Origin of the sequence: Geobacter sulfurreducens PCA, from assembly GCF_000007985.2 — a bacterium.
Lineage (GTDB): Bacteria > Desulfobacterota > Desulfuromonadia > Geobacterales > Geobacteraceae > Geobacter > Geobacter sulfurreducens.
In genome coordinates this window covers 1,271,856-1,285,352 of sequence record NC_002939.5, presented here as the reverse complement: position 1 = coordinate 1,285,352, position 13,497 = coordinate 1,271,856, and the positions used below count along the sequence as shown (strand labels likewise).

Below are 13,497 nucleotides of genomic sequence, written 5' to 3'. Positions count from 1 at the left end.
TCCTTCGCAAGACTATACGCATAGGACACGGTACAATCCCGGGTACTCCGTCGGTCCGGCACCACCGTACCCTGCGGTGTACAAAAAATAGGGGCGGATTGTCAATCCGCCCCTTCCATTCATCTGTAGCAGTGTACGAAAACCACTGTGCGTCCGCTATTTGCAGAGAGACTTGAGGTACTCCCTGTTCAGCGTAGCGATGAACTTCACGTTGATCCCCTTGGGACACGCAGCCTGGCACTCGTAGTGGTTGGTACAGTTACCGAAACCGCACTCCTGCAAGGTCTCGGTCATTGCCTTGACACGACGGGTGGCTTCGGCTTTGCCCTGCGGCAGGACCGCAAGCTGCGACACCTTGGCAGAGGTGAACAGCATAGCCGACCCGTTGGGGCAGCCTGCCACGCAAGCACCACAGCCGATGCACTCGGCAGCGTCCATGGCGTAATCGGCATCGTCCTTCGGGATGAGAAGGGCATTGCCGTCGGCAACTCCGCCGGTATGGGCCGATGTGTAGCCGCCTGCTTGGATAATGGTGTCGAGGGCTCCCCGGTCAACGACCAGATCCTTGATGATCGGGAATGCGCGGGCACGCCACGGCTCGATGTAGATGGCATCGCCATTCTTGAACATCCGCATGTGGAGCTGACAAACCGTTGTCCGGTCCATGCCGCCATGTGGAATGCCGTTGATTACCTGGGAGCACATGCCGCAGATACCCTCACGGCAGTCGTGATCGAAGGCGATGGGGTCCTTCCCCTGCTTGATGAGTTCCTCGTTGACGTCGTCGAGCATTTCGAGGAACGACTGGTCGGGACTGACGTCTTTCGCCTCGTAGACCTCGAATTTCCCCGGGTCCTTCGGTCCCTTCTGGCGCCAGACATGAAGGGTAAGAGTCATATTCTTGTCGTGATGGCTCATTATTTGTAGCTCCTTATAGCAAGGTGGACGTTTTCAAACTTCAGCGGCTCCTTGTGAAGCTCGGGCTCTTTGCCGACACCCTTGAACTCCCAGGCGGCGGCATAGCAGTAGTTCTCGTCGTCCCGCTTGGCCTCGCCGTCGGGCATCTGGTGCTCGACCCGGAAGTGCCCGCCGCAGGACTCGTTGCGATGGAGGGCATCCAGCGTCATGAGCTCGGCAAACTCCAGGAAGTCGGCTACGCGGCCAGCGTTCTCAAGCTGCTGGTTGAACTCAGCACCGGAGCCGCTAACCTTCACGTTCTTCCAGAACTCCTCACGGATCTGCGGGATTACCTTGAGTGCCTCCTTGCAGCTCTCCTCGCTCCGGGCCATACCGACGTTGTTCCACATGATCTTGCCCAGTTCGCGGTGGAACTCGGTGACCGTCTTCTTGCCGTTGATCGACACGAACTTCTTGAGGTCGTTATTAACATCCTCAACCGATTTCTTGCACTCCGGATGATCCGCCTTGACTTTGCCCGGGGTAATACGGGCAAGGTAGTCGGCGATAGTGTAGGGGATGACGAAGTAGCCGTCGGCAAGCCCCTGCATGAGTGCGCTGGCGCCGAGACGGTTCGCTCCATGCACCGAGAAGTTGGCTTCACCCAGAACGAAGAGGCCCGGCACGTTGCTCATGCAGTTGTAATCGACCCAGAGACCGCCCATGGAGTAGTGCGGAGCCGGATAGATCCGCATCGGAACCTTATAGGCGTTCTCGTCGGTGATCTTCTCATACATTTCGAAGAGGTTGCCGTAACGCTCACGGATGGTGCTCTCACCAAGGCGCTGAATGGAGGAGGCGAAGTCAAGATAGACGCCACGTCCGCCCGGTCCGACGCCACGGTTGTCGTCGCACTGTTCCTTGGCGGCGCGGGACGCGATGTCACGGGGAGCAAGGTTTCCGAAGGAGGGGTACTTCCGCTCCAGGTAGTAGTCGCGGTCCTCGTCGGGAATCTGGCCCGGTGCACGGTTGTCCCCCTGCTTCTTGGGCACCCAGCAGCGGCCGTCGTTACGGAGCGACTCGGACATGAGGGTGAGCTTGGATTGCTTGTCACCATGCTGCGGAATGCAGGTCGGGTGAATCTGGGTGTAACAGGGGTTGGCGAAGAAGGCGCCTTTCTTGTGGGCCTTCCAGGCTGCGGTAACGCTGCACCCCATTGCGTTGGTGGAGAGGTAGAAGACGTTTACGTAGCCGCCGGTGCAAAGAACAACCGCATCGCCCACATGGGTGCGGATCTCGCCGGTGACCAGATCGCGAATCGTGATCCCTTTGGCCTCGCCGTCTACAACAACAAGATCAAGCATTTCGGTGCGAGGGAACATCTTGACGGTACCGGCCTTGATCTGGCGAGCAAGAGCGGAATAGGCGCCCAGCAGCAGCTGTTGCCCCGTCTGCCCCCGGGCATAGAAGGTACGGGAAACCTGGGCGCCGCCAAAGGAGCGGTTGTCCAGGTAGCCGGCATAGTCACGGGCAAAGGGTACACCCTGAGCTACGCACTGATCGATGATATTATTGGACACCTGAGCGAGGCGCCAGACATCGGCTTCACGGGCGCGGAAGTCGCCGCCCTTGATGGTGTCATAGAAGAGACGGTAGATGCTGTCGCCGTCGTTCGGGTAGTTCTTGGCTGCGTTGATACCGCCCTGGGCGGCAATGGAGTGCGCGCGCCGCGGGCTGTCCTGATAACAGAACGCCTCAACGTTGTAACCGAGTTCACCCAGCGATGCAGCGGCTGCACCACCGGCAAGACCGGTTCCGACGACGAGAATCTTGTACTTGCGCTTGTTGGCGGGGTTGACCAGCTTCATGTCGAAGCGGTGCTTGTCCCACGTTTTCTCAATTGGCCCTGTCGGACATTTTCCGTCGAGTATCACTATGAACCCCCTAACCTTTCAGAATGCCGGTGACGATGACGAACGGGATGGTCGCATAGCCGAGGAGCAGAACCACGGCGGCAATCATGCCGATTTTGCTGAACACCGGAAGTGACTTGTCGTTGTTCCACCCCATGGTCTGGAAGAAGCTCTGGATTCCGTGGGAGAGGTGGAGAAACAGAACCACCATGGCCGCGATGTAAATGAACGCGATAATGCCGTGGGAGAAGCTGTTGGTCACCATACCGAAGACATCGAAACGGCCCAGGCTGTCTACGCCGAGCTTGATGTCGGGGGTAGCGCGGATGGTGAAGTGGAGGAGGTGATAAATAATGAAGGACAGCAAAAGGAGGCCTGTGTACAGCATGCTCAGGCTCCCCATGGTGGCCTTCTTGTAATTCTTGACCGCATAGGTGTCGGGGTTGGCGGCGCGGTTCTCAAGGCTCAGCTGGATACCGAACAGAATATGGATACCTGCCGCAACCAGCATGACGAGACGGAAGGCCCAGACTAGGGGCGGAAGGGCGTGCAGGTGCTCCGCGTAGGCATTGATGCCTCCGGGGATGAAGATGGATGAGTTGCCAAGCATGTGGACGATGACGAACAGAACCATGAACTGGCCGGTAATCGCCATCAGAACTTTTCTTCCCACAGAACTCGTGAACAGTTGCATAATGATTTCCCTTTGCGCGTAGATAGTTGTTCTTTGGGTTCAGACCACGTACCGCCGCCCGACACACATCGGGACCGCGGCGACCTCACGGGAAAACTCAGACATTCCGGGCGGCGCCCGCCATTCCTTACAATTGTCCATAGATCCCTCCCCTGCAAGGATTTAGTGAAGCCTGACTCCGGAAGATGCTATTCAGATTAATATTTTTTCATCTCAATACTGTATACTGTATACTAAACGTCGTTTTAGGAAAAAGCAATAAAAAAGTATCGTCGGAAAGAGCGTGAAGCCAGTTTCCGTCTGCTTTCGGGGGTGGCGGTGGCAGAACGCGGCCTGCAGCACAAAAGAGGGACAGAAAGGCGGCCGCCGGGCAAATCGGCTCGCGTGCCCGTGAGTCGGGGCACGGCCCCGTTGCATTTTGATGGCCGTTCTGATACAACCAAAGGCCGAACATCACGGAAAAGCAGCAACTTAGGCGTACAAAAAGCCCATATTCTCGCGCAATTGTAATACAACCTCCTCGAAAAGGCAACATGAAATTCAAATTAATTAAAAAAGACACCAAGACATCTGCGCGGCGAGGATCACTCACGACCCCTCACGGCACCATCGAAACCCCCATCTTCATGCCCGTCGGCACCCACGCGGCCATGAAAGCGATGACGCCCTCCCAGGTCAAAGAGACGGGAGCCCAGATCATCCTTTCCAACACGTACCATCTCCACCTGCGCCCCGGCGAGGACCTTATTGCCAAGGCCGGGGGCCTGCACCGGTTCATGGGATGGGACGGACCGATTCTGACCGATTCGGGCGGTTTTCAGGTCTTCTCGTTGCCCAACAAGAAGATTACCGACGAGGGGGTCTTCTTCCGCCACGAAGTGAGCGGCGAGGAAGTGTTCCTCGACCCGGCCCGGGCCACGGCGATCCAGGAAGCGCTTGGCGCCGACATCATCATGGCTTTTGACGAGTGCATCCCCTACCCCTGCGACAAAAAGTACGCGGCGGCATCGACCCGCAAGACCATCAGGTGGGCGGAGGCGTGCAAGAAAGCCCACACACGCAAGGACCAGGCACTGTTCGGCATCGTTCAGGGGAGCGTATTCGAGGACCTGCGTGCCCAGTGCGCCAGGGAACTGGTCCAGCTCGACTTCCCCGGCTACGCAGTGGGAGGCGTGTCGGTGGGCGAAGGTCTTGAACTGCTGAAAAAGGTAGTTGAGTACACGGCCCCGTTCCTCCCGGAGAACAAGCCCCGCTACCTCATGGGGGTGGGACTGCCGGAGGATATCCTGGAGAGCGTGGAGCGGGGGATGGACATGTTCGACTGCGTGATACCGACCCGCTATGCCCGGAGCGCTACCCTCTTCACCAACAGGGGGAAAATCCGCCTGACCCATCGTAACTACCGGCGCGACTTCTACCCCGTCGACCCCAACTGCACTTGCTATACCTGCCGGAACTTCACCCGGGCGTATCTCCACCACCTCTTCAACGCCAACGAGATACTCTCCGCAACCCTGGCGAGCATCCACAACGTGCACTTCTATCTGAACATGATGGCGGAGATACGCGCTGCCATTGAAGAGGAGCGCTTTGCCGAGTATAAGCGGAACTTCCTGGAGAGCTACCTGAAGGGTAAATAGGAAAGATTAAAGCGAACACATGCCAGGGCATCCGAACGGGTGCTCTTTTGCCTGGAGGAACGGACACCATGACGGACGAACAGGCCGGCTTCGGCAGAATCATGGAGATCATGCGGCGGTTGCGCGGACCGGGAGGATGCCCGTGGGACGCCGAGCAAACCCATGAGTCGCTCAAACGTTATCTGCTTGAAGAGGCCTATGAGGTCATCGAAGCCATCGATGCCGAATCACCTGAAATGCTCCGGGAGGAATTGGGCGACCTTCTGCTCCAACCGGTCTTCCACGCGGTCGTGGCAGAGGAGCGGGGAGCGTTCGCCATGGCGGACGTACTGGAAACGCTGGCGGAGAAACTCGTGTCGCGCCATCCCCACGTCTTTGGCGACCAAGTGGTCCGCACCAGCGACGAGCAGATAGAAAACTGGGAGCGGATCAAGCAGAAGGAAAAGGCTCAGGAACGCCGCTCGGCCCTGGCCGGCGTCCCGGCACACCTGCCGGCACTCATGCGGGCACAGAAAGTCACCGAGAAGGCGTCGAGGGTCGGCTTCGACTGGGCTCGCGTCGACGAAGTGCATGCCAAGGTGATGGAGGAACTTGCGGAGTTCGAAGAGGCCATGGCCGCGGGGAACCAGCAGCGCATGGAGGCCGAGTTGGGCGATCTCCTGTTCGCCATTGTCAATCTTGGCCGGTTTCTCGCCCTAAACCCCGAAGAGGCGCTTCGCAAGACCATTGAGCGTTTTGCCCGCCGTTTTTCCCACATCGAAGAAACGCTTGGCGGCCGCGGGGTTGCGCTCAAGGATGCATCACTTGCTGAGATGGAAGCCCTGTGGGAAGAGGCAAAAGCGCAGGAACCAGGGGTTTGAGCAGCGCAACAGTCGGGAATTGGCACGTTTTTCACAATCGTAACCAATTTTCCACAAAAAATGTGGATAACCTGTTGATAACGATGTGAACAAGGTGCTAAACGGATACTGGTACGAAAGGTTTTTCACCTTCTGCACATTTTTTACTCACAACATAACCAATTGATTTAAAATAATAATTTCCGTTAGCCTTGAACTTCCGGCAGTTATCACTCAACCGTTCAACCCTGGCTTCACAAAAACGGAGATTCTATCGAGAGACTGTGCATAACTGCCCGATTTTTCACTCTCCGGCCCCGGTGCTTGCTTCCAGCTCTAGAAGCCAACGCTTGGAGTCGATCCCGCCGGCCCCTGAATAGCCGGTAAGGGCTCCCCCAACGCCCACGACCCGATGACAGGGAACGATAATGGGAAGGGGATTGGCGGCCATGGCCGAGCCAACCCCCCGGGCAGCGCCGGGGCTGCCTGCGGCGACGGCTACCTGGCCATAGGTCATGACCTGCCCCCTCCCTATGCCGCGTACGATCTCGTACACCTTTTTCCGAAACGGCGTGACGTGCTCCTCGTCGAGAGGAACCGTGAACTCAACCGCCTCACCTGCAAAGTACGCAACAAGCTGGCGAGCCGCTTCGCGACTGAGAGAATTTTCGCCTGCCTGGCGGGGGTAGCGGCTGCGAACGGTCGCGACCATATCCTCCCGCGTGGCGACCCTGAAGGGAGGAACACCTCCCTGAGTCCCCCGCTGCCCGCCACCACGGCACCGACCCCCACCGCCGTCTCGAAAAAGGACACATACACCTCGTCGCGCGCCGCTGTTCCCGTCATCGAGCAAACCTCCTTCTGAGTTGTGCCGCCAGCTCGCGCGTCTCTTCGCTGCGGAGCAACGCGGCGGCTGCAAGAAACAACACGATGCCCACGCCCACGGCGCCGAGCAGAACTCCCCCCTTAAGCATCTTTTCCCCTGGCAGTGACCAATCGATGAGCGCCACCATCCAACGGACCGCCAGCGCCATGGGCAGGGATGCCGCGAGAACCTTCATGCCTGAACGGACCAAAGCCCTCCCGCCGAACGGACCGATCTTCCGCCGCAGGAGGACCAGAAGGAGCCCCATGTTGGCAAGGGCGGACAGGGAGGACGCCAGGGCCAATCCGCCATGGGCGAGAGGTTTCATGAGGATGAGGCTGGCAACGGCGTTCATGATGAAGGCGACGAAGGCGACCATGACCGGCGTCCTCGTATCCTTGAGAGCGTAAAACGCGGGCACCAGAACCCGCACCAAGGCCACGAGCGAAAGTCCAATGGCGTAGTAGAACAGGGCTATTCCCGCATTGGCGGCTTGGGCGTAGTCGAACTCCCCCCCCATGAAGAGGAGGCTGAAAATGGGGGTAGCGCAGACCATAAGGCCCACCGTGGCCGGAATGGTAACGAACAGGGTGAGCCGCAGGCCGAAGACGAGAGACTCCCGGAAGGCATCCATGTCGCCGGCCGCCGCCTGCCGGCTCAGTGACGGCAGAACCGCCTGGGCCACGGAAACGGTGAAGATCCCCTGAGGGAACTCGAACAGTCGCTGGGCGTAGTAGAGGTACGAGACGCTTCCCTCGGGAAGGAGCGAAGCAAGAATATTGCCCACAGTGATGTTCAGGTAGTAGACCCCAACCCCGAAAACCGACGGCCCCATGAGAAGGGCGATGCGCCGTACCGCGGGATGGTGGAGATCGAAACGGACGCGAAGCGGGAATCCCTTGCGGTAGAGCACCGGCACCTGAAGGAGGAGCTGAAGGACCCCACCCATAAGGACCCCCACGGCCAAGGCAGTGATCGGCACCGCGAACCGGTCTCGAAGCAGCCAGGCACAGAGAATCATGGAAACGTTCAGAAACACGGTGGAGATGGCCGGGGTGAAAAAGTGGCGAACCGTATTGAGTATCCCCATGCAGAGCGCCAGCAGGCTTATGAAGAAAATATACGGGAACATGAGCCGGTTGAGAAAGACCGTGAGCCCGAACTTGGTCGGGTCGGCCCTGAAACCGGGAAACATGACCGAGACGATGCCGGGAGCGAGCAGGACCCCCGCCAGGGTCACGCCCGCCATGACAATGGTGAGAAGCGTGAAGCACACGTTGGCGAGCTCGCGCGCCTCCTCGGGGCTTCGCTGGGAGTGCCACTCGGAGAAGGTCGGCACGAATGCCGACGTAAGGGCACCCTCGGCGAAAAACCGGCGCAGCATATTGGGAATCTGGAAGGCAGCGAAGAAGGCGTCGGTCTGGAGGCCGGCGCCAAAAAAACGGGAGACGGCCATGTCGCGCACCATCCCCATGATGCGGGAGACGATGGTTGCCAGGCCGAGGACGCCGGCAGCCCGGGCTATCTGCTTCTTTTCAGACATGGGCTCCCCTGGAGAATGTGATCAGGGGAGGTATGTACCACAGTCGCCGGGTATTTGGGAGCTTTTTCAGTGACTCACCCCGGTCGGACCGGCCGGATTATGTGCCTGGCCAGGATTTCCTCCAGCCCTTCGGGCGCCGTGACCGGCGGCAGACAGACCCTGCCCGCGCAGACGCGGGCGATGCTCCCGCCTCCCCCCCCCTCCCGCGCCGGCGCATTCTCTTCCCGTTCCATCAGGACCAGTCCGGGAATCAGGCGGCCACCGAGGATACAGAGCAACTCCCGCACGGCATGCGGCCTGGTCGCCGCGGCGATCACAACCTCGAACGGGTCGGCCAGGAGTTCGCCCAGGGCGCAGAGGAGATGGATGTGTGCTGCAGGCTGTCGGGCTGCCCCGGCCAGAAACGCCCGGATGATGCCGCGCCCTGCCTCCTCGAATACGCCGTCGCCGGTTATCCTGCCGAGGCGGATCAGAACCGATGCGGCCATGGCGTTGCCCGAAGGGATGGCGCCGTCCAGCGCGCCCTTGCCCCGCACGAGGATCGTTTCCGCATCGCTCCCCGTATCAAAGAGCCCTCCCCCGCTGTCACCGAAAAGCCGGAGCATGTCGTGGGCCAGCGAACGGGCCAGGGCCAGATGCCGGGGGTCGAGAGTGGCTTCGTGCAGCTCAAGGAGGCCGCGAATGAAAAATGCATAGTCCTCCAGGAAACCGGGACCGCTCGCCTCGCCCCGATGACAGCTGCGCACCAGCCGCCCCGCCGGCGTACGGAGATCAATGCACACACGCCGCACTGCCCGTTCGGCGCCCTCCAGCAGGAGCTCATCGCCGCAGATCAGGAACGTGCGGGCCAGGGCCGCAATCATGAGTCCGTTCCAGCCGGTGATGATCTTCTCGTCGCGGAAGGGGCGTGGCCGCCGCTCCCGCGCCTCCAGAAGCAGAATGTGCCACTGGGCAATCTTTTCCTGCAGGCGAAGGGGGTCAACTCCCTCGTCCCGGGCGAAGGCATCGGGAGCAAGGGGAAGGTGGAGCACGTTCGCACCCTCGAAATTTCCCCACGCGGTAACAGCATAGAGGCGGCAGAATAATTCGCCGTCGGCCACCCCGAGGATATCCCGCACCTGGGCAGGAGTCCAGAGGTAACAGGCCCCCTCCCGCCCCTCAGAATCGGCATCCAGAGCCGAGTAGAAGCCCCCGGCCGGCGCGGAAAGTTCCCGCAGGACAAAGCCGCAGGTTTCCTTTGCCAGTTCCCTGAAGACACTGTTCCCCGTAACCTGTGCGGCCTCGACCAGCGCAAGGGTGCAGAGGGCCTGATCGTAGAGCATTTTTTCGAAATGCGGCACGAGCCAGCGGCCATCCACGGTGTAGCGATGGAAGCCGCCGCCCAGGTGGTCCCAGATGCCTCCTTGCGCCATGGCGGTGAGGGTATCCGTGGCCATGGCCACGGCCTCGCCGTCGCCGTATCGCTGGCCGTAGCGCAGAAGAAAGGAGAGGTTCATGGCCATGGGAAATTTGGGCGCTCCGCCGAAGCCGCCGAACTCTTTGTCATAGATATCCGCCAGCTGCTGCCGTGCGCCGTGGAGCGGCGCCTCATCCTCGGCGGCGGCTGGACGGACGGAGTTGAACCGCGACAGGGCATCCATGATGGCGGAACAATTCTGCCTGACCACGTCCCGCCGCTGTCGCCAGACCTCGGCAATCTTTTCCAGGAGATCGATCAGCCCCGGCATGCCGCCCCGGGAGCGCCGGGGAATATAGGTGGCTGCAAAAAAAGGTTGCCGGTCGGGGGTCATGATGATGGTGAGAGGCCAGCCGCCGCTGCCGTTCATCATCTGCGCGACGCGCATAAAGGTATCGTCTATGTCGGGGCGCTCTTCCCGGTCAACCTTCACCGGCACGTACTCCCGGTTCAGGACCGCGGCCACCTCGTCATCGTCGAAGGACTCGGCGGCCATGACGTGGCACCAGTGGCAGGTGGCGTAGCCGATGGAAAGGAAAACCGGACGATCCTCCGCCCGTGCCCGCGCAAAGGCATCCTCTCCCCAGGGATACCACTCCACCGGGTTGTCGGCGTGCTGGAGGAGATAGGGGCTCGTGGCAAAGATGAGCCGGTTGAAGTGTGGACCGCCGTCAGGCGGGAGCGTCCGCCGGTCCGCCGAAAAGATGCGCTCGATCCGTTGTTCATCGTGGTGCCGCGCTTCATTGCCCATGGGTTTTCGCTCCCCTTCCGGTCACATGCCGGCGTGAAGGTCATGTCGCCTGTCCAGTGACAAGTCTATCAGACCGGAGGGAACGGCAACCGCTGGCGGTGGGTTTATGTCATCGACGAATCTTCCGTCCCCATGCCCGACCTGCTACACTAGGTGTCACGGGAGGAACGCCATGGGAAGAATCGTCGTTATAGCCCTGTTGCTGGCCCTGTCCGGCACTGCGGCCGCCATGACGGTGGGCCGCTTCAGTGCCGGAGACCTGTCGGGGTGGGAAGAGCAGACCTTCAGTGGGAAGCGGAAGACCGTCTACTCGCTGGTGAAGGACGGGGAACGGACTGTTCTGAAGGCGGAGAGCCGGGGCTCAGCGTCAGGACTGATCAGAACGATGAGTTTCGACCCCAAAACGCAACCCTGGCTGCGCTGGTCGTGGAAGGTCGCCGGCACGCTGACAAAAGGGAACGAGGGAGTCAAGGAGGGAGACGACTACGCGGCGCGGGTCTACGTAATTTTCCCCGGCACCTTCTTCTGGCAAACGCGGGCGATCAACTACATCTGGGCAAACCGGCTTCCGAAGGGTGCCTCGATTCCAAACGCCTTCGCCCCGAAGAACGTAATGATGGTGGCGGTGGAAAGCGGCGCCGCCGGCGCGGGGAGATGGCTTTCAGAAGAGAGGAACGTCTACGAAGACTACGTGAGGCTCTTCGGCGAGGAGCCACCGAGGGCTGAGGGTGTGGCGCTCATGACCGATTCCGACAACACCGGCGGGGAGGCGGCTGCCTGGTACGGGGATATCGTGCTGGCGGAGAAATAATCCCCCTCTGTAGAGGTCAATCCGAAAATCCCCCCGCAAAGTCGATGACACAGACCGTACCGAAGACAGGGTGTGGTCCGCAGGCGACTCCCGCTACTGCGAAGGCCGGATCAAAGATGTTCTTCCGATGTCCCCGACCCGGCACACCGTCGTCGACGATGAGCTGGATCACGACGGCGCGGGCGTTGTCGGGGCCGTAGCCGATATTCTCGCCAATGGTCTTCTTCCACGTACCTTGACGCTCGATCCGGGCGCGCATCCCGCCCTGCCCCTCCCCGTGGCCCGTTTCCCCATTCCTGCCCTGGACGCCCACATGTGCCGCCGCGGCCCGGGCGAGTCCATCGGACCAGGCCAGGGGGGAAATGGGCCTCTGGCGAAGGAGAAAGCGTATCGCCTCGTCCACCGCCGCAGTCCCCTCGTGGGTGACGATCCGGGTCCGGGAGCAGGGAACGGTGTAGTTCCTCCCCCTGAAGCGCGAGCGGAACTCCCGCAGGTGCTCCGCGTATCCCTGAGGATCGGTGCGGGCGGCATTCATCTGTGCCAGAACGTCCCGGGCACGTTCCGCCGTGACTGGAGATGGCGTGAGAACAAGCGCCAGGGCGAGTGCCGCGCAAAAGGCGATGAATCGAGTCATGGTGAAATCCCAGGGGTATTCATCACGTGAACACATTCACAAAAAAGAATAGGGCCGTGAATGGCCCTATTCTTTTTGATTCTCTTTTTTGCCCGATCGAGGACACTACATTTCTTACGGTCCATCTCAGCCTTGCTACCCGAGCATCTTTGCCAGCCGGGTCCGCTCCTTCTCCAGGCGATCCTTGCCATCCTCAAACGCCTTGAGCAGGTCTTTCTTCACGTCCTGGGTAATGTCCTTACCCCGTTCCAGAATCTCCTGGGTCCGGTCATTAAGGGAATCAACCACGTCCGAAACCTTGTCGGTGAAATCTTCCACCATCTCCTCGGCCTCGTTCTTGGCGCGCCGAACGTACTTCTTGATATCCCGCCGGGTCTTCTTGCCCGATTGGGGAGCAAAGAGAAGCGCCGCTCCCGCACCGAGGATACCTCCCGCAATGAGCATCAGCGACCCGACTATCAGGGTATTGTTCTTTTCTTCCGACATGACCTGATCCCTCCTTTCGTTCATCCATCTTTACTTCAATGGTACCGCACATTGCGGCGATTCAAAGGAGGGAGGGCAAAAAATCAGGGTTTGCCGGCCACCTCGGCGCGCAGCCCCTCCAGCACGGCCTTGACCTCGTCCACGGTCTCTCGGGCCTGGGGCGATTTTTCCTTTTGCAGATAGAGCTCCAGATACCTGATGGCGTCCTTCACCCTCTCGTCATCCATATAGAGGCTGCCGAGGGTGAGGTAGGACATGGTGAAGTCGGGATCGAGCCGGACCGCCTCAAGGCACTCCTTCTCGGCCTCCTCGGTCTCGCCGAGATCGTAGTAGAGTTCACCGAGGTTGAAGTGGGCCGCCGCATCGGTAGGGTCGAGCTCGATGCCCTTGCGGAAGGCGTCTATGGCCTTTTCCCGCTCGCCGAGCCCGTACCAGGCGTCACCCAGGCCGTTGTAGGCGAAGACATTGGCCGGATCGATCTCCAGGGCCTTCTCGAAAGCCTCGATCGCCTTGCTGGTCTCCTCCAGGGAGTTGTAGACGAGGCCGATGTTGACATAGCCGTCGGCATTGCGGGGGTCGAGTTCCACGGCACGCCGGTAGGCGGCCAGGGCGGCCTCGTGCTCAGCCAGCTCCAGACAGATGTCGCCGAGGGCGATCTGGCCGTCCACGTCTCCCGGGGCCAGGGCGAGCCCCTTCTCGTACTGCTGTCGGGCCTCTGCGAGCTTGCCCTCTTCCACGAGGGCTTCTCCCAGGTAGAAGTAGCCTTCGGGGTCATCGGGAGCCCTCTCCACGCAGGTTCTGAACATCGCTTCGGCGGCGGTGAAATCGCCCCCTTCGGCGAGGCTTATGCCTTTTGCCAACAGTTCATTGTTCGTTTCGGTCATGCTCTCACCCCCGGATAGCGTCATACGTCGGGGCACACTATAACAGAAAGAATCGAACGTTGCCACCTTTCAGCCCGTTATCGG

12 protein-coding genes are annotated in these 13,497 nt (G+C 60.3%); 3 read left to right on the top strand and 9 right to left on the bottom strand.

All coding sequences use genetic code 11. The features are described 5' to 3' along the window. Window positions 1-156: 156 nt before the first annotated feature. Genes GS_RS05895 through GS_RS05885 form a run of 3 tightly spaced genes read right to left on the bottom strand, consistent with a single transcriptional unit; the run spans window position 157 to window position 3,504 of the window. The gene (locus GS_RS05895; RefSeq protein ID WP_010941838.1) at window positions 157-918 is read right to left on the bottom strand and encodes a succinate dehydrogenase/fumarate reductase iron-sulfur subunit; all 762 of its coding nucleotides are present in this window, start codon (window positions 916-918) and stop codon (window positions 157-159) included. Further along, window positions 918-2,831 carry a fumarate reductase/succinate dehydrogenase flavoprotein subunit gene (locus GS_RS05890; RefSeq protein ID WP_010941837.1) on the bottom strand — a complete coding sequence of 638 codons (1,914 nt, stop codon included), beginning with the start codon at window positions 2,829-2,831 and terminating at the stop codon, window positions 918-920. The genes GS_RS05895 and GS_RS05890 overlap by 1 nt, the downstream gene beginning before the upstream one ends. Before the next feature lie 10 nt (window positions 2,832-2,841). Next, window positions 2,842-3,504 (bottom strand): succinate dehydrogenase cytochrome b subunit, encoded by a 663-nt coding sequence (locus tag GS_RS05885; RefSeq protein WP_010941836.1) that lies wholly within the window; start codon window positions 3,502-3,504, stop codon window positions 2,842-2,844. A 533-nt stretch (window positions 3,505-4,037) separates the two neighbouring features. Here GS_RS05885 and tgt point away from each other — a divergent pair. Continuing rightward, the gene (tgt, locus tag GS_RS05880; protein WP_010941835.1) at window positions 4,038-5,144 is read left to right on the top strand and encodes a tRNA guanosine(34) transglycosylase Tgt; all 1,107 of its coding nucleotides are present in this window, start codon (window positions 4,038-4,040) and stop codon (window positions 5,142-5,144) included. A 68-nt stretch (window positions 5,145-5,212) separates the two neighbouring features. Continuing rightward, window positions 5,213-6,004 (top strand): nucleoside triphosphate pyrophosphohydrolase, encoded by a 792-nt coding sequence (mazG, locus tag GS_RS05875; RefSeq protein WP_010941834.1) that lies wholly within the window; start codon window positions 5,213-5,215, stop codon window positions 6,002-6,004. 283 nt (window positions 6,005-6,287) lie between these two features. Here the strand turns inward: mazG and GS_RS05870 are convergent, their stop codons facing one another. The 3 genes from GS_RS05870 to GS_RS05860 form a co-directional block, all read right to left on the bottom strand. Beyond that, window positions 6,288-6,695, bottom strand: a complete 408-nt coding sequence (locus tag GS_RS05870; RefSeq protein ID WP_235044984.1) for a methylated-DNA--[protein]-cysteine S-methyltransferase — start codon at window positions 6,693-6,695, stop codon at window positions 6,288-6,290. 130 nt (window positions 6,696-6,825) lie between these two features. After that, window positions 6,826-8,391, bottom strand: a complete 1,566-nt coding sequence (murJ, locus tag GS_RS05865; protein WP_010941832.1) for a murein biosynthesis integral membrane protein MurJ — start codon at window positions 8,389-8,391, stop codon at window positions 6,826-6,828. Between the two features lie 74 nt (window positions 8,392-8,465). Then, window positions 8,466-10,598 (bottom strand): thioredoxin domain-containing protein, encoded by a 2,133-nt coding sequence (locus GS_RS05860; RefSeq protein WP_010941831.1) that lies wholly within the window; start codon window positions 10,596-10,598, stop codon window positions 8,466-8,468. Window positions 10,599-10,770: 172 nt separating this feature from the next. Here GS_RS05860 and GS_RS05855 point away from each other — a divergent pair, with 172 nt between their 5' ends. Beyond that, window positions 10,771-11,409 carry a DUF3047 domain-containing protein gene (locus GS_RS05855; protein WP_010941830.1) on the top strand — a complete coding sequence of 213 codons (639 nt, stop codon included), beginning with the start codon at window positions 10,771-10,773 and terminating at the stop codon, window positions 11,407-11,409. Between the two features lie 16 nt (window positions 11,410-11,425). Here GS_RS05855 and GS_RS05850 read toward each other — a convergent pair whose 3' ends face one another. From GS_RS05850 to GS_RS05840, 3 genes are all read right to left on the bottom strand, one after another. Then, on the bottom strand, window positions 11,426-12,043 hold the full coding sequence (locus GS_RS05850) for a CAP domain-containing protein (RefSeq protein WP_010941829.1): 618 nt from the start codon (window positions 12,041-12,043) through the stop codon (window positions 11,426-11,428). 135 nt (window positions 12,044-12,178) lie between these two features. Continuing rightward, on the bottom strand, window positions 12,179-12,529 hold the full coding sequence (locus GS_RS05845; RefSeq protein ID WP_010941828.1) for a YtxH domain-containing protein: 351 nt from the start codon (window positions 12,527-12,529) through the stop codon (window positions 12,179-12,181). Window positions 12,530-12,612: 83 nt separating this feature from the next. Beyond that, window positions 12,613-13,413, bottom strand: a complete 801-nt coding sequence (locus tag GS_RS05840; protein WP_010941827.1) for a tetratricopeptide repeat protein — start codon at window positions 13,411-13,413, stop codon at window positions 12,613-12,615. Window positions 13,414-13,497: the final 84 nt, after the last annotated feature.